General features: G+C 64.8%; 14 protein-coding genes and 1 pseudogene. 7 read left to right on the top strand and 8 right to left on the bottom strand.

Annotated features, from left to right (window positions below; genetic code table 11):
- Positions 1-68: 68 nt before the first annotated feature.
- Positions 69-878: a transglutaminase-like domain-containing protein gene (locus AC56QX_RS04625; RefSeq protein ID WP_497113921.1), complete on the bottom strand. Its 810-nt coding sequence runs from the start codon at positions 876-878 to the stop codon at positions 69-71.
- Between the two features lie 212 nt (positions 879-1,090).
- Here AC56QX_RS04625 and AC56QX_RS04620 point away from each other — a divergent pair, with 212 nt between their 5' ends.
- Together AC56QX_RS04620 and sugE are read left to right on the top strand one after the other, a co-directional pair.
- Positions 1,091-1,216, top strand: coding sequence for a hypothetical protein (locus tag AC56QX_RS04620; protein ID WP_013891842.1), 126 nt, complete (start codon positions 1,091-1,093; stop codon positions 1,214-1,216).
- A gap of 204 nt (positions 1,217-1,420) precedes the next feature.
- Positions 1,421-1,735 (top strand): quaternary ammonium compound efflux SMR transporter SugE, encoded by a 315-nt coding sequence (sugE, locus tag AC56QX_RS04615; RefSeq protein WP_497113920.1) that lies wholly within the window; start codon positions 1,421-1,423, stop codon positions 1,733-1,735.
- A 104-nt stretch (positions 1,736-1,839) separates the two neighbouring features.
- Here sugE and AC56QX_RS04610 read toward each other — a convergent pair whose 3' ends face one another.
- Complete coding sequence (locus AC56QX_RS04610) at positions 1,840-2,268, bottom strand: DUF6481 family protein (RefSeq protein WP_258588129.1); 429 nt, start codon at positions 2,266-2,268, stop codon at positions 1,840-1,842.
- Positions 2,269-2,577: 309 nt separating this feature from the next.
- Between AC56QX_RS04610 and AC56QX_RS04605 the strand changes: the two genes are divergently transcribed.
- The 5 genes from AC56QX_RS04605 (at position 2,578) to AC56QX_RS04585 (ending at position 7,710) form a co-directional block, all read left to right on the top strand.
- Positions 2,578-3,639, top strand: coding sequence for an LLM class flavin-dependent oxidoreductase (locus AC56QX_RS04605; RefSeq protein WP_497113919.1), 1,062 nt, complete (start codon positions 2,578-2,580; stop codon positions 3,637-3,639).
- Positions 3,640-3,758: 119 nt separating this feature from the next.
- A complete protein-coding gene (locus tag AC56QX_RS04600) occupies positions 3,759-4,928 on the top strand; it encodes an AI-2E family transporter (RefSeq protein WP_497113918.1) in 1,170 nt (389 codons plus the stop codon).
- Positions 4,929-5,001: 73 nt separating this feature from the next.
- On the top strand, positions 5,002-5,835 hold the full coding sequence (locus AC56QX_RS04595) for an arylamine N-acetyltransferase family protein (RefSeq protein ID WP_497113917.1): 834 nt from the start codon (positions 5,002-5,004) through the stop codon (positions 5,833-5,835).
- Complete coding sequence (locus AC56QX_RS04590; protein WP_497113916.1) at positions 5,832-6,833, top strand: LLM class flavin-dependent oxidoreductase; 1,002 nt, start codon at positions 5,832-5,834, stop codon at positions 6,831-6,833. The genes AC56QX_RS04595 and AC56QX_RS04590 overlap by 4 nt, the downstream gene beginning before the upstream one ends.
- 82 nt (positions 6,834-6,915) lie before the next feature.
- Positions 6,916-7,710 carry an inositol monophosphatase family protein gene (locus AC56QX_RS04585; RefSeq protein WP_497113915.1) on the top strand — a complete coding sequence of 265 codons (795 nt, stop codon included), beginning with the start codon at positions 6,916-6,918 and terminating at the stop codon, positions 7,708-7,710.
- Positions 7,711-7,772: 62 nt separating this feature from the next.
- Here the strand turns inward: AC56QX_RS04585 and AC56QX_RS04580 are convergent, their stop codons facing one another.
- The 6 genes and pseudogenes from AC56QX_RS04580 to AC56QX_RS04555 all read right to left on the bottom strand — a co-directional run bounded on the left by AC56QX_RS04580 (position 7,773) and on the right by AC56QX_RS04555 (position 14,902).
- Positions 7,773-8,234, bottom strand: a complete 462-nt coding sequence (locus AC56QX_RS04580; protein ID WP_172221215.1) for a MarR family winged helix-turn-helix transcriptional regulator — start codon at positions 8,232-8,234, stop codon at positions 7,773-7,775.
- Positions 8,231-8,814: pseudogene (locus tag AC56QX_RS04575) on the bottom strand (amino acid synthesis family protein). Before AC56QX_RS04575 ends, AC56QX_RS04580 begins: the two are co-directional and overlap by 4 nt.
- A complete protein-coding gene (locus AC56QX_RS04570) occupies positions 8,807-9,691 on the bottom strand; it encodes a UPF0280 family protein (RefSeq protein WP_497113914.1) in 885 nt (294 codons plus the stop codon). Before AC56QX_RS04570 ends, AC56QX_RS04575 begins: the two are co-directional and overlap by 8 nt.
- Complete coding sequence (locus AC56QX_RS04565; RefSeq protein WP_497113913.1) at positions 9,691-11,232, bottom strand: 6-hydroxynicotinate reductase; 1,542 nt, start codon at positions 11,230-11,232, stop codon at positions 9,691-9,693. Before AC56QX_RS04565 ends, AC56QX_RS04570 begins: the two co-directional genes overlap by 1 nt.
- The gene (locus AC56QX_RS04560) at positions 11,229-14,045 is read right to left on the bottom strand and encodes a molybdopterin-dependent oxidoreductase (protein WP_497113912.1); all 2,817 of its coding nucleotides are present in this window, start codon (positions 14,043-14,045) and stop codon (positions 11,229-11,231) included. Before AC56QX_RS04560 ends, AC56QX_RS04565 begins: the two co-directional genes overlap by 4 nt.
- Complete coding sequence (locus tag AC56QX_RS04555; RefSeq protein ID WP_497113911.1) at positions 14,042-14,902, bottom strand: FAD binding domain-containing protein; 861 nt, start codon at positions 14,900-14,902, stop codon at positions 14,042-14,044. Before AC56QX_RS04555 ends, AC56QX_RS04560 begins: the two co-directional genes overlap by 4 nt.
- Positions 14,903-14,975 lie beyond the last annotated feature (73 nt).

The raw sequence follows: 14,975 nt of genomic DNA, 5'->3' as shown, positions 1-14,975 counted from the left end.
ACAGGCAGCACAACGCGCGAACCGTCCAGCCGTTCAGACGGTTGAGGACTTGCGGGCAGGAGCGCCTTCTATTCGACGATCTCGTCGGTCCACACCTTGAAGCCGGCGAGCGTCCCTGGTCCGAAAATATGGGTCAGCGGCACATCCGCAGCGTCACGGCCCGAGGCGATCAGGATGCGGCCGATGCGCGGTGCATTGTTGCGCGGGTCGAAGACGTGCCAGCGGCCGCCGAGATAGACTTCCATCCAGGCTGCGAAATCCATGCTCGACCACGGCTTCGGCATGCCGATATCGCTGATGTAACCGGTGCAATAGCGTGTCGGGATGTTGAGCGCCCGGCAGAAGGTGACGGCGAGATGCGCGAAGTCGCGGCACACGCCGCTCTGCTCGCGATAGGTTTCCGCCGCGGTGCGCGTCGGCCTTGCGTTGCCGTAATTGAAGACGATGTGGTTGTGGACGAAATCGCACACCGCCTGCACGCGCGGGATGCCGAGCGGCGTATGGCCGAACAGCCGCCACGCTTCATTGGCTAGAAGGTCGCTCTCGCAAAACCGGCTGGGCAGCAGGAACAGCAGCGTTTCGGCCGGCAGGTCGCGCACCTCGTGCTGCCAGGCCATCAGTTCGCTCATCTCGAATGTGCCGGGCGCGCGGATGACCGCATCGGTGCCGAATGTGAATCGGCCGGGGGGAGCCACGAAGCGGTTGCACCAATTGCCGAAACTGTCGCGATAGCTCTCGATCGGCACCGGCGGGTTCGAAGTCAAAAAATCCGGGCGCTCGAGATCGGAGGCGCGGGAATAGTGGACATTGAGCATCGCGATAAGCGGCGTTTCCTGCGGGAAGTCGAAACTCATCTCGCAGCCGATGTGGATCCGCATTGTCGTCCTGACCGGCCTGCCTGACGATCACCCGGCGAATGCGCGGGTCGATGCTGCAGTGCGAAGATGAGAATGGCACGGACCGCCGTGGTTTACGAGTAAATTAGAAACCGGTTGAAAGCAGCCGGCCGGCAGCCGCGACAGAAGCTGCCCTCTTGCGGCAAAGCGTTTCTCTTGTTTCACTTCACTCCCAGCAACTGGAGGAACGAATCATGGCTAAAGGTGCGATGAAGGCAGGCAAGGAAGCCCGCAAGCCGAAGAAGGATGCCAAGAAGCCGGCACCCGCTCCCGCCCTGAAGGCGCCGCCGGTCAAGGCGATGCGCATCAAGGAAAAGTAGGCCTCGGCAAGTCAGGCGCGACGAAATCCCATCGGCGGTTTCAGATAATGCCGCCGGTTGATTGGGCGTTTGGACAATCCTATATTTCATGGCGCGGGGACGACCCCGCGCCTCCCCGAAAATTCGGTCGGGACGACCCGCCATTACGATCAGCATCCGAGGAGCGGATTTGTCTCCGGCTCGATGCTGGATGGAGCGTTCCCGATGTCATGGATTCTTCTGTTTTTCGCTGGCCTGTTCGAAATCGGCTGGGCGATCGGCCTCAAATACACCGATGGTTTCTCGAAACTGGTGCCGACGGTCCTGACCGTCGCCTCGATGATCGTCAGTCTGACCTTGCTTGGCCTGGCGCTGAAGGTGCTTCCCGTCGGCACCGCCTATGCGGTGTGGACCGGCATCGGCACCGTCGGCACGGCGCTGCTCGGCATCTGGCTGCTCGGCGAGCCTACCACCGCGATCAGGCTGGCCTGCATCGCGCTGATTGTCTGCGGCATTATGGGGCTGAAGTTCGCGGCCTGAGCGCATGTCGCCCAATGCAAAGCAGTTTTGGCACAAGGCAAACGCCTTCAGGGCCGCTGCAAGGCGACCCTGATTCCAAATTTCGAAGCTTGGCCGCTAAGGCGTTAGCGGGCTGAGAAGCCTGGAGGCGTTCTGCCGGTACGCTGCTTGCGCGCCGCATAGCGTGCGTCGCGTTTCGCTTTGCGTTCGGCTTCGTCGGCCAGCAAACGGGCGATGCGCTCGTTCTCTTCGGCTTCCTTGATCTTCGCTTCGGCCTGTGCTGCCTCTTCGGCCGCAATGCGCGCCGCTTCGGCCGCTGCCTCGCGCTCGGCCTTCTCGACCGCCTCGCGTGCCAGCTTTTCCTGCTTCAGCCTTGCCTTTTCAGCTTCGCGAATCTCGCGGGCCTCGAGGATTGCCTTGCGTTCGGCCTGTCGCGCCACGACTGCAGGATCATCTGCCGCCGGCTTCGACTTGAAGCGCTCCAGAAGCGCCTTCTTTGCCTCGTTCGCGGCATTGCGCCGCTCGAAAATGTCTTTTTCCCTGTAGATAGCCAAGTCCACTTCCCTGAAGTCAATTCGCGACGCTTACATACGCGCGAATGCCGAGAGTTCAAGCGCCAAAACGGTATGCCAGCCATGAAATTCCGCGATGTTGCGCGCGGGAGACGCCTTTTTCATCAAATCGACATGCACTGTTCACTGTCCGCGCCTCTGGCGGCGAGGCAGGTCGCTCGCTACTTCAGCGGTTCACCTTTCGGTGAACCGCTCTTTCTCTTGCTTTGACGCAATTCCGGACGGAAAACCGTTTCACACTTTTCCTGGAATTGCTTCTAGCGCCAAAACCCAACACCAGGATGACATCACATGGAACTCGGTCTCTACACCTTCGCCGACGTCAGCCCGCAGCCGGGTCCCGGCGCCGTCGGCCCGCACGAGCGCTTGCGCAACCTGATCGAGGAGGTCGAACTGGCCGACCAGGTCGGTCTCGACGTCTTTGGTCTGGGCGAACATCACCGGCCCGATTATGCCGCCTCCGCGCCGGTCGTGGCCTTGGCGGCGGCCGCCGAGCGCTCGAAACGCATCAAGCTGACCAGCGCGGTCACCGTGCTCTCCTCGGACGATCCGGTGCGCGTCTTCCAGCAGTTCGCCACGCTCGATCTTCTGTCGGGCGGCCGTGCCGAGATCATGGCCGGGCGCGGCTCATTCATCGAATCCTTCCCGCTGTTCGGCTACAATCTCGAGGACTATGACGAGCTCTTCGCCGAAAAGCTCGACCTGCTGCTCGCCATCCGCGATCAGGTGAAGGTCACCTGGTCCGGCAATCTGCGCGCGCCGATCAACGATCGCGGCGTCTATCCCCGGCCCTTCCAGGACAGGCTGCCGGTCTGGATCGCCATTGGTGGCACACCACAGTCTGCCGCCCGCGCGGGCGCGCTCGGCCTGCCGCTGGCGCTTGCCATCATCGGCGGCGAGCCGGCACGCTTCGCGCCGCTGTTCGACCTTTACCGCGAGGCGGCCAAACGCGCCGGCAGTGACCCGGCGGGTCTTGCCACCAGCATCAACGTGCATGGCTTCATTGCCGAGACGACCGAGCAGGCGGCCGACGACTTCTACGGCCCGCAGGCCGAGGTGATGAACCGCATCGGCCGTGAGCGCGGCTGGGGCCCGACATCGCGGGCGCATTTCGACCAGTCGCGTGGTCCCAACGGCGCGCTGTTCGTCGGCGGTCCGGAGCAGGTGGCCGAGAAGATCGTCGCCCAGCACAGGGTCTTCAACAATGACCGCTTCCTGCTGCAGATGGCGATCGGCACCATGCCGCATGCCAAGATCATGAAGGCGATCGAACTCTACGGTACCAAAGTGGCGCCGATCGTGCGTAAGGAAACCGCGAAATCCACGCCGGCGGTGGCGGCACCCGTAGCATGAGTCTGAGCAACGGCAAGGCCTGCGGACGCGGGCCTCGCCGGCTAACGGAACCTTGAGGCCGCGCCAGCGTTTTCGCTCAACGGTTTGCGCCAATTGCGGTGCGCCGCTGAGGGACCGTGATGAAAGCCGAACCCGACGCGTTGGGCGCTGGCGTTGCCGAGGCCGAAGACGCGCGAACCGAGACGCGTGCCGACACGCATCTGATGCGCTCGCTGCTGGTCGGCATCTTCATTTTCATGACTATCTACGCCCTCTATTTCGCCCGCGCTTTCTTCATGCCGGTCATCCTGGCCTTCCTGCTGGCGCTGACTTTGACGCCGATCGTGCGGCTGCTACGCAAACGCGGCATTCCCGAAGTGGTGTCGGCGACCTTGCTGGTGCTGCTGTCCATCTGCGTCGTCGCCAGCGCCGGCTATTTGCTCTCAGGCCCGGTCATCGATCTCCTCAACAACAGCTCGTCGATCGGCCAGCAGCTCACCGAGCGACTGGCGCAATTGCGGCGTCCTCTGGAAAGGATCATGCAGGTCTCGCATCAGATCGAGCAAATGACCGAGACCTCGCAGGAGCCGGGCATCCAGAAGGTGGCGGTCGCCCAGTCCGGCATCCTGTCGGCGGCGGCCAGCAACGTCCTGTCGGCGGGCACGAGCCTCACCATCATCTTCGTGCTGTCGCTGTTCCTGCTCGCCTCGGGCACGATGTTCTACGAGAAGATCATCCAGTCCTTCGCCAGTCTCAGCGAGAAGAAGCGGGCGCTTCGCGTCGTCTATGACGTGGAGCGTGAAATCTCGCACTATCTGCTCACCGTCACCATGATCAATGCCGGTCTCGGTGCGGTCATCGGCCTTGGCCTGTGGGCGCTTGGCATGCCCAACCCGCTGGTCTGGGGCGTCGCCGCCGCCCTGTTCAACTTTCTGCCCTATGTCGGCGCGCTGCTGACCATCGTGCTGGTCGCTGTGATGGCGCTGATCAGCTTCGACACCATCTCCTACGCGCTGCTGGCGCCGGCCTTCGTGCTGTTGTGCGATATCGTCGAAGGCCAGTTCGTGACACCGATGGTGGTCGGCAGGCGCCTGGAGATCAACGCCGTCGCGATCTTCATCGCCATTGCCTTCTGGTCGTGGCTGTGGGGTTTCGTCGGCGCCCTGATGGCGGTGCCGCTGCTGGTCGTCATAAAAGTGTTCTGCGACCATTTCGAGGGGCTCGGCCATGTCGGCAATTTCCTCGCTGCGCAGCAAACCGCCGTGGTGGAGGACGAACCCGTCGAAGAGAACGGCAAGGCCGCGGCGTAACCGGCGGGCCGTGTTTGCGGCGCGCGGATCGAATGCCTATATCCGGCCGGACAACGGCCGGTGCCCCTTCCCGATGAACGACGTTCCCTTCGACCTCGACGCCTATCTCGCTCGCATCGGTTACGCCGGTTCGCGGGACCCGTCGCTGGATGCGCTGAAGGCACTGCATTTCCTCCACCCGCAGGCAATACCGTTCGAGAACATCGATCCTTTTCTTGGCCACCCGGTCCGGCTCGACCTTGCCGCGCTGCAGGACAAGATCGTCCTTGGCGGGCGTGGCGGCTATTGCTTCGAACACAACCTCCTCCTCATGCACGCGCTGAAAGCGCTTGGCTTTCAGGTCGGCGGCCTAGCCGCGCGTGTGCTTTGGGGCCAACCGCAAGACGCCATCACCGCGCGCAGCCACATGCTGCTGCGCGTCGAGCTTGATGGCTGGACCTATGTCGCCGATGTCGGCTTCGGCGGCTTGACGCTGACCGCGCCGCTGCTGCTGGATCCCGCCGCGGAGCAAAAAACCCCGCACGAGGCATTTCGCATCGTCGCGGCCGACGATCATTTCCGCCTGCAGGCCGCCATCGGCGGCGACTGGCGCTCGCTCTACCGCTTCGATCTGCAGCCGCAATACGAGGTCGACTATTCCGTCACCAACTACTTCCTGTCGACCAGCCCGGCATCGCATTTCCTGTCCTCCGTCATAGCGGCTCGCGCTACGCCCGACCGGCGTTACGCATTGCGCGGCAACCGCCTGTCGATCCATCACCTTGGCGGCCGCACCGAGCAGACAGAGATAACCACCGCCGTCCAACTCGCCGACACGCTGGAAGGCCGGCTCGGCATCATCATTCCCGACCGCACGGCCTTCGAGGCCAAAGTGCGTGAGAAGAAGATCGTGGAGACCAACGCATGACCGAACTGTCCGTTCTCGACCTGTCGCCGATCGTCGAAGGCAGCAATGCCTCGCAGTCGCTGGCCAACTCGCTCGATCTCGCCCGCCATGCCGAACGGCTGGGCTACAAGCGCTACTGGCTGGCCGAGCATCACAACATGCCGGGCATCGCCAGCGCCGCAACGGCCGTGGTCATCGCCCATGTCGCCGGCGGCACCAAAACCATTCGCGTCGGCGCCGGCGGCATCATGCTGCCCAACCATGCGCCGCTGGTCATTGCCGAGCAGTTCGGCACGCTGGCTGCCCTGTTTCCCGGCCGCATCGATCTCGGCCTCGGCCGGGCGCCCGGCACCGACATGAACACCGCGCGCGCCCTGCGCCGCAACCTCGAGGCCGGCGTCGACAACTTTCCGCAGGATGTCGTCGAGCTGATGGGCTATTTCCTGCCGGCCGAGGAAGGCCAGCGCCTCAGGGCCGTGCCGGGCGAGGGCCAGAACGTGCCGGTCTGGATCCTTGGCTCCAGCCTCTATGGCGCCCAACTCGCCGCCATGCTCGGCCTGCCCTATGCCTTCGCCTCGCATTTTGCCCCGGCCGAGCTCGACCACGCACTGGACATCTACCGCTCGCGCTTCCAGCCGTCGGAACAGCTCGACAGACCGCATGTCATGCTCGGCCTCAATGTCTTCGCCGCACCAACCGATGCCGAGGCGCGCCTGCTGTTCACCTCGCTGCAGCAGGCCTTCGTCAACCTGCGCACCGGCCGGCCGGGACGATTGCCGCCGCCGGTCGAGAACTATGACAGGGATCTCGACCCGATGGCCAAGACCATGCTCGGCCAGGCGCTGTCCTGCGCCGTCGTCGGCTCTCCCGAAACGGTCCGCCAGGGCATCGACGCCTTCGTGCGCCGCACCGGGGCGGATGAACTGATGGTCACCGCGCAGATCTTCGACCACGCGGCGCGGGTGCGGTCGTTCGAGATCCTGGCCGACGCGCACAAATCGCTGTCGCAGGCGGCCTGACGTTTGTGTCTCGCGGGGACCTTTTGCCGGTAGCGATGCTCTGCTAAGTGCGGAGCCTCCAGAGGCAAGAGCGAGCTTTCCCGTGACACATGATCTTGACGCCCGCACGCAGTTCGCCATCGACCTGGCGCGGCGGGCCGGCGAGCTCGGCCTCAGATATTTTCGCGACCTGGAAAGCCTGACCATCGAGAGCAAGGGCCATCAGGACCTGGTCTCGCAGGCCGACCGCGAGGTCGAGCTGTTCATCCGCGCGGCCATCGCCGCCGACTACCCGCAAGACGGCATCGTCGGCGAGGAACATGCTTCGGTCACTGGTTCGACCGGCTATGTCTGGGTCATCGATCCCATCGACGGCACCGCCAATTTCGTGCGCGGCATTCCGGCCTGGTGCGTGGTGATCGCTTGTGCACGGGACGGCGAGACGGTCGTCGGCGTCATCCACGAGGCATCGACCGGCGAGACCTTCCACGGCAGGCTCGGCGGCGGCGCCTTCGTCAACGGCAGGCCGATCAGGACGAGCGTGGCGACCAGCCTGGAAGAGGGCTCGGTGGGCACCGGATTCTCAAACCGGGCCGAGGCCGAGAACATCGCCGTGCTGATCAGCAGGATCCTGGCCGAAGGCGGCGTCTTCTTCCGCAACGCGTCCGGCGCCCTGATGCTTGCCTATGTGGCCTCGGGCCGACTGCTCGGCTATGTGGAAGAGCATATGAACGCCTGGGACTGCCTGGCCGGCATGCTGTTGATCGAGGAGGCCGGCGGCACCGTTCTGAAGGCAGATCCAAAGACAGTGTTGCAAAGCGGGACACAGGTCATATCGGGCGGCAAGGGTGTCTTTTCGAAAATGCAGGCGCTTTGTTCAGGCGTGTTCGCGGCTTAAGCGCTCACGCTCTACGCTATTGCCGCGACCGGTCGGCACGAATTGCGGATCACCAATCGGCCCTACGCCAGCTTCGCCAGCAGCTTCGTGAAGGTGGCGATCTCCTTGGCCGAGAGCGGCGCCAGCGTTTCCCTGGTGATCTCGCGCGCCAGCGGGATCAGGCGCTCGATCGCATCGCGGCCTTCGGGGGTCAAATTGACCAGCAGCCGCCTTTTGTCGACCTCGTGCTTGGAAAGCTCGACCAGGCCGCGCGCCTTCAGGCGGTCGATCACTCCCTTCACCGTTGCCGCATCCATGGCGATCAGCGTGCCGAGCTGGTTCTGCGAGGTCTCGCCGACATCGCGTAGCTTGGCCAGGGCGGCGAATTGCGGCGGTGTCAGGTCGCCGATGTGGGCGGCGAAAATCGAGACATGGCGCTGGTGCGCCTTGCGCAGGATGAAGCCGACCTGCTCCTGCAAGAGGTAATCCTGATCGTCCGGCGCCTCGACCTCGACCAGCTTGAGCAGATTGTCCTCGCCGCTCACCGCAGCCCGTCCCAAGCCTTGATGCCGTCGGCGGCAAGGCCGCCCATGCGATTATGGATGCGCGGGCCGCAGGTCATGGCCAGACAAAAAGAATCTCGTCGGGGCGCGGGCCGTCGCTGATGCCGACTTCCATGGCGTCGAAATGGCTGCGCACATAGGCGGCGTTGATGTGGCCGAGCGGCACGTCGAGCTTCGAGCCGAAGGCGCCGACCTTCTTGGCCGAGGGCACGATCGCCTTGGCATCGCCGAGCCGCTCGCGCATGGCGTAACCGCCCGGCACATGCCAGAGCGCGCCGTGCTCCAGTTCACCCGCAATGCCGACAATAGCGCCCTTGCCGTAGCCGTCGATCTGCTTGACGTCGCCGCCCAACGCGACGATGAGCTTGTCGGAAAGCAGCAGGCCAAGCGGCTTCAGGTCGTCCATGGCGCTCTGCAAATCCTCGACATAGCGCCCGGCGAACGGGTTCCTGACAACAGCCATGGCCGCGGCCCGCCGGCGCGGCACGTCGGCGACCGGCCCGCCCTCGTGAAAGATTTCTTCGCTCAGCACCGCGATCTTGCGGATAGGGAACTCAGGCATGGGCAACTTCCTCCCTCGAATTTTTGTTGGGCGCGGCAAGCGCCACCGAGCCACTGATGCGGGCCTCACCGCCAAGAAACAGCGCCGATCCGGCAATCAGCCCGCGCCGGCGAAAATCTTCGGCGACGGCAAGGCCATTGTCCAGCGCCCGCGCCACTTCTCCAAGTGCAAGCGTGCCGACGCCTTGCGTCACCAGCCGCTCGCCGAGATCGCTGTCAGCCGACAGTTCACGTGCGGGAATGCGCTTGATGGCGGGATTGCCGGGCAGGTCTACCGCGTTGGCAATGAGCGTCGCCGCCGCATCGGCCTCGGCGCCGGTCCGCGCCAGCACGGTGACGGCGTCGGCAATGCCGAGTGAAAACGAGCGGCCGCGCCAACCGCTGGTGGCGACGCCGCCAACGCCATCTTCGGCGCGGATCGTGATCCGGTCGGCCATGCCGTTGCCGGTGCCGGCGACCGCCAGGCCCATCGACTGGCCCGTGTCGATATGGAGAGCGCTGTCGCCGCCATTGTTGACATAGGCGCGATCAAGCTTGCGGCCGGCAAGCAATGCGGCGAGCATTTCGTCGGCTACTGATCCGGCAACGGCGGCCATCGGTGTTATGAAGCATTCCGCCAAAGGCATGACGGCAGCTTCCATGCGGCGCGCCGTCGGGCCGGCAAAGGTGCGTGGTGCCAGGAAAAACGCCGGGAGCCGCAATTCGGGAAGCTCCTCGACCAACTCGATCAGGATCGTCTGGAAGCGTGCAACCGCCTGCTCATAGGCCAGCTGGCGTTCGTGCGCCTCGCCAAAGGCCTCGACGATCAGGTCGATCGGCCCGTGGTTGAGATGCAGCCGCTTGCCATCCTGCAGCCAATGCGCTTGCGGGCCGTCCATCATCCGGTCCCGTTCGACGCGGCGCGCCGCAACTGTGCCAGCGGCGGCCAGGGATTACTGGTCGGCGCGCCGGTGCCCTGGCGAGGGTTGAAGTATTCGCCGCCCTTGGCGACGATATCCTCGACGCTGCGGATTTTGGCTTCATAGCCGCCGAGCCTGATATAGTCGTCACGGCGCAAGGTGAACTCGATCGGCGCCACCAGCGCCGGCGTCGGCACATAGCCGAAGGCGCCTTCAGGCACGCGCGTGACATCGACCATCAACGTGATGCCGCCGCCCGGCCAGACATAGACCGGCGCGCCACCGACCGTGACATAGGTCTTGAGGCCTTGCACCGAACGGGTGAGGTTGACCGGGTTTTCAGTGACGCCGGCGCGCAGCGAACCACCGGCACCGCCGATGAACAGCACGGTGCACAGCGCCGGTTCGCAATTGTCCTCGATCAGATTGACCGACTTCTGCAGTCGCTCCGGAAACGGCTTTTCCACGGGCTTCAATTCGTCGTCGAGCTCGTAATAGGCGAACTGCTCGCCGGTGGTCGAAACCATCAGCAGCGACAGGCCCGGCCGCGCGCCCTTCTTGGCGTTCCACTCACCGAGGATCGACAGCGGGTCGGAAATCGAGGTGCCGCCCCAGCCGAGGCCGGGCTCGGAGACCTTGAAATAGCGGCCCGGCGTCGAACGTCTGCCGATGATTTTTATGCCTGTATCCTGCCAGCCCAGAACCTTGCCGGCCTGGTGCTCGGAAACCACGCCGGTGATGTGGTCGTCGACCACCACCACCTCGTCGACCAGCCCGCGCCATTGCGTGGCGAACATGCCGATGGTCGCCGAGCCGCAGCCGACGCGCATGCGGTGTTCTTGCTTGCCGTCGATGACCGGTGGCTTGCCGGCTTCGACGATGATGGTGGCGCCGCCGTCGATGGCGAGCTCCACCGGCTTGCGGTTGCACAGATTGAGCAGCGCATCGCAGGTCGCGCGTCCCTCGGCCTTGGAGCCGCCGGTCAAATGATGCACGCCGCCCAGCGACAGCATCTGCGAGCCATATTCGCCTGTCGTGACATGGCCGATCGCCTCGCCTTGCGAGCGCACGATTGCCGTCTCGGGGCCGAGATGACGGTCGGTATCGATCTTCACCTTGACGCCGCAATACGAAAAAATGCCTTCGGTGACGACGGTGACGAGATCGACGCCCTCGACTTCCTGGCTGACGATGAATGGCGCCGGCTTGTAGTCGGGATAGGTGGTGCCGGCGCCTATTGCGGTGACGAAGCGACGCCCGGTGTTGAGCAACTCGCCATCCCACGCCTCGCCCTCGGCGATGAAGGGCACCATGGTGGCGCCAGTCTCGGCCGCATGGTCGAGGATGGTCAGCGGGTCCATGCGCACGATCTTGCCGCCGGAATTGCCGTAGCGGTCGCAGGCGCCGGTGCGGCCATCAGCGATGTAGCACATGACAGGGCAGGCATCGCAGCGGATCTTCTCCGCCACCAGCTTCTCGCCGGGATCATGGGTTTCGAAACGTTCGGCAAGCTCGCTCATTGGCGTGCCTCCTTCTCGCGAATGGCGGCACGGATACGCGTCGGCGTCGCCGGAACCTTGGTGACCAGCACGCCGGTGGCGTGGCGGATGGCGTTGAGGATCGCCGGCGCCGTCGGGATCAGCACATGCTCGCCCAGCCCCTTGGCGCCGAACGGCCCCTCGGGATCGGGAACCTCGACCAGAATGGTCTCGATCGGCGGAACGTCGCCGATGGTCGGGATGAGATAATCGTGCAGGTTTTCGGTGCGGCCGGGAATGTATTCTTCCATCAGCGCCATGCCGATGCCTTGCGCGATGCCGCCTTCGATCTGGCCTTCGACCAGCAGCGGGTTGATCGCCTTGCCGACATCATGCGCGGCGGTGATTTTCAGCAGCTTCACCGTGCCGAGCTTGAGATCGACCTCGAGCTCGGCGATCTGCGCGCCGTAGCCATAGAGGGCATAGGGCTTGCCCTGGCCCTTGGCATCGAGCGGCAGCGTCGGCGGATCATAAGTCTCCTCGGCGCGGAAGACGAAGCCGTCGGCATCCGCGTCGAGTGAGGCGAGATCGATGCGGCGTGTGGCCTCGCCCTCGCGAATGACGATCGCCGAGCCATTCAGCTGAAGCGAGGCTTTCTCGGAGACGTTAGCAAAGCGCAGGATCTTTTCGCGCAAGGCGCGGCCGGCCTTTTCGGCCGCCTTGCCGGTGACAAAAGTCTGGCGCGAGGCCGAGGTCTTGCCGGCGTCCGGGCTGATCGCCGTATCGGCGCTCTTCAGTCGGAACCTTTGCAGCGGCAGGCCAAGTGCATCGGCGCAGATCTGGGTGATGACGGTGTTCGAACCCTGGCCGATATCGACGGCGCCCTGGTGCAGGATGACGTCACCCGAAGCCACGATGCCGACGCGGATGGTCGACGGGTTGGGCAGCGAAGTGTTGCCGCAGCCGTACCAGCAGGACGCGACGCCAACGCCGCGCTTTTTGTCCACATGAGCACTGTTGAAAGCATCTGCGTCAGCCTCCGCGCGTGCCCAATGCGGCTGCAGCGCCTCGAGGCATTCGGCAATGCCGACGCCGGACTCAAGAAGCTGGCCGGTAACCGTTTCGGAGCCGTTCCGAAGGCAGTTTTTCAGACGAAAATCGAGCCGGTCGATGCCGAGCTTGCCGGCCAGCTCATCATAGAGCGTCTCCTGCATGATGGTCGCCTGCGGCACGCCGAAGCCGCGGAAGGCGCCGGAGATCGGCCCATGCGTATGGATGGCGCGGCCCTCGGCGCGGTAGTTGGGCGTCGCATAGGGGCCGGATGCATGCACCGGCACGCGGTTGGCCACCGTCGGCCCCCAGCTGGCATAGGCGCCGGTGTTGAAATCGCCGGCAAAGATCATGCCGGTGACAAGGCCGTCGGCATCGGCGCCGATGGTCGCCCTCATCTCCGAGGGATGGCGCTTGGTGGTCGACATCATCGATTCGTTGCGGGTGTAGGCAAGTGCCGCCGGACGCCCGGTCTTCAGCGCCACCAGGCCGATCAGCGGCTGCAGCGAGACATCGAGCTTGGAGCCGAAGCCGCCGCCGGTGGCGGTCGGCACGATACGCACCTTGTCGACCGCAAGGCCGAGCACTTTCGCCGTGTCGTCGCGGTCCATATAGGGTGCCTGCGTGCAAGCGACGACGACCAGCGTGTCGCCGTCCATATAGGCATGGCCGGCCTCCGGCTCGATATAGGCGTGCTCGACATAGGAGGTATCGATTGCGCCGGAAACCGTGATGGCGGCGGCAACAAGGGCCGCCTCGGGATCGCCGCGCTCGACAAAGCCGGAGGTCAGCAGGTTCGAGGGGCGATTTGCATGAATCAGTGCGGCGCCGTCAGCCTGGGCTTCGGCAGGTTGCAAAAAATGCGGCAGTTCGGTCCAGCGGATAGGAAAATCCGACAAATCGAGATCGAGCATCGCCTCGCGCTCGCCGGCGACCAGCGCCACCGCCTCGCCGCGCAGGCGCGCAAACCCTTCGGCGAGCGCCGGCTGGTCGGCGAACGGGCCGATCACGCCAAAGCAGTTTTTGCCCGGAATGTCGGCCGCGGTGAAGACACCGGCGATACCGGGATGCGCCTTGGTCCAGCCGTCGAGATCGCCGAAGGCAAAGCTGGCGTGATAATGCGGCGAACGGACCACCAGCACCGCCAGCGCATCGGCCGGGAACGAATCGCCGCCGAATTTTTCGCCGCCGGTGACCTTCGGCACGCCGTCGAGCCTGACGGGTGACGCGCCAACGGCGTGGCCGGACTGGGGCAGGCAGAAATCGAGGCTTGCTGCCTGCTGAGAAGCCTCCATCACCGCCGCGATGATCTTCCGGTAGCCGGTGCAGCGGCACAAAATACCGCCCAGCGCATCCTGCACCTCGGTCTCTGTCGGTCGGGGTTTGGTGTCCAGCAGCGCGGTTGCCGCGACCAGCAGCGCCGGCGTGCAGATGCCGCATTGCGCCGCGCCATGAGCGAGAAAGGAGGCTTGCAGCGCCGAAAGCCGGCCATTGGCCAGCCCCTCGACGGTCGTCACCGATGCACCGGCGGCGGAAGCCGCCGACATCAGGCAGGCGCAGACGGGGTCGCCGTCGACCAGCACCGTGCAGGCGCCGCAATCGCCGGCGTCGCAGCCGACCTTGGTGCCGGTCAACTGCAATTCATCGCGCAACACCTGGGATAGCCGGCGCAGCGGCGGCACATTGACCGAGATGGCCGCGCCATTGACCTCGAATGCGATCTCGGTGCGTTCAGGGCCGAGGCCAAATGAAACTCTGCTCGGATCGAGCAGGGCGTCATCCACTTCAGGCAGAACCTGGCTCATGCTGCCACCATGTGGTCGTTTGTTGGGCCGGCGGCCGTCAGCACGGCCCGGCCAACTATCTCGCGCACGGCGTCGAGCCGGTATTCGGCGCTGCCACGCACATCGGCGATCGGCGACAGCTCCGTCATTGGTGCGGACTGGATCGCAGCGGCGAGCCCGTGATTGGCCGGCAACCCGCGTATCGCGGCCTCGACGCCGGCAAGCCGCCTGGCGACAGCCGAACACGATCCCACGGCAATTGCTGCTTCAATGACAGTGCCGTTCTCCACGGCCAGACGCGCCGCCACCATGGCAATGGAAATGACGAGGTAGCGCCGGGCGCCGAGCTTGACGAAGGCGGACGTGCCGTTGGCGGCAGGTTTCGGCACGCGGATAGCCGTCATCATTTCGCCAGGCTGCATGGCCGTGCGGCGGTTGCCGAGAATGAAATCCGGCAAAGGCAGATGGCGCGTCGTCGTTGCCGAACGCAGTTCGACCTCGGCGTCAAGCACGAGCAGGCCAGGCACGCCATCGGCGGCCGGCGAGGCGTTGCAGAGATTGCCGGCGACGGAAGCGACGTTCTGGATCTGCGGCGACCCAACCTCGCGCGCCGCCTGTTTCAGCGCGTCGAAAGCCGGCGGCAAGGGATGGCGAATGATGTCGGTCCATGTCGTGCGCGCGCCGATGACAAAATGGTCATCCGTCTCGGTGACGCCGCGCAGCGCCGCCAGGCCGTTGATGTCGAGGACATTGTCGCGGAACGGTTTCGCGCCCTGCGCCGGATAGAAATCCGTGCCGCCGGCAAGGATGCGCCAGGCGCCCTCGCCAAGCAGCGCGAGCGCTTCGTCGACCGTGGTGGGTTTCGCGTAACGGATCACGCTTTGCCTTCCCAGAGATGGGGCCTTCCCCGAATTTGGCCCTCCCAGGGCGTTTACCCCGGGATCGTCTTGC

This window comes from Mesorhizobium sp. RCAM 06353 (assembly GCF_059683585.1).
The sequence above is the reverse complement of the archived record's forward strand: the minus strand, read 5'-3'. Positions and strand labels throughout refer to the sequence as shown.

Coding starts and splice junctions, on each gene's coding strand:
- AC56QX_RS04595 (WP_497113917.1), top strand. CDS start 5,002: ATGAACGACGTTCCCTTCGACCTCGACGCCTATCTCGCTCGCATCGGT.
- AC56QX_RS04620 (WP_013891842.1), top strand. CDS start 1,091: ATGGCTAAAGGTGCGATGAAGGCAGGCAAGGAAGCCCGCAAGCCGAAG.
- AC56QX_RS04565 (WP_497113913.1), bottom strand. CDS start 11,232: ATGAGCGAGCTTGCCGAACGTTTCGAAACCCATGATCCCGGCGAGAAG.
- sugE (WP_497113920.1), top strand. CDS start 1,421: ATGTCATGGATTCTTCTGTTTTTCGCTGGCCTGTTCGAAATCGGCTGG.
- AC56QX_RS04625 (WP_497113921.1), bottom strand. CDS start 878: ATGCGGATCCACATCGGCTGCGAGATGAGTTTCGACTTCCCGCAGGAA.
- AC56QX_RS04600 (WP_497113918.1), top strand. CDS start 3,759: ATGAAAGCCGAACCCGACGCGTTGGGCGCTGGCGTTGCCGAGGCCGAA.
- AC56QX_RS04605 (WP_497113919.1), top strand. CDS start 2,578: ATGGAACTCGGTCTCTACACCTTCGCCGACGTCAGCCCGCAGCCGGGT.
- AC56QX_RS04560 (WP_497113912.1), bottom strand. CDS start 14,045: ATGAGCCAGGTTCTGCCTGAAGTGGATGACGCCCTGCTCGATCCGAGC.
- AC56QX_RS04590 (WP_497113916.1), top strand. CDS start 5,832: ATGACCGAACTGTCCGTTCTCGACCTGTCGCCGATCGTCGAAGGCAGC.
- AC56QX_RS04570 (WP_497113914.1), bottom strand. CDS start 9,691: ATGGACGGCCCGCAAGCGCATTGGCTGCAGGATGGCAAGCGGCTGCAT.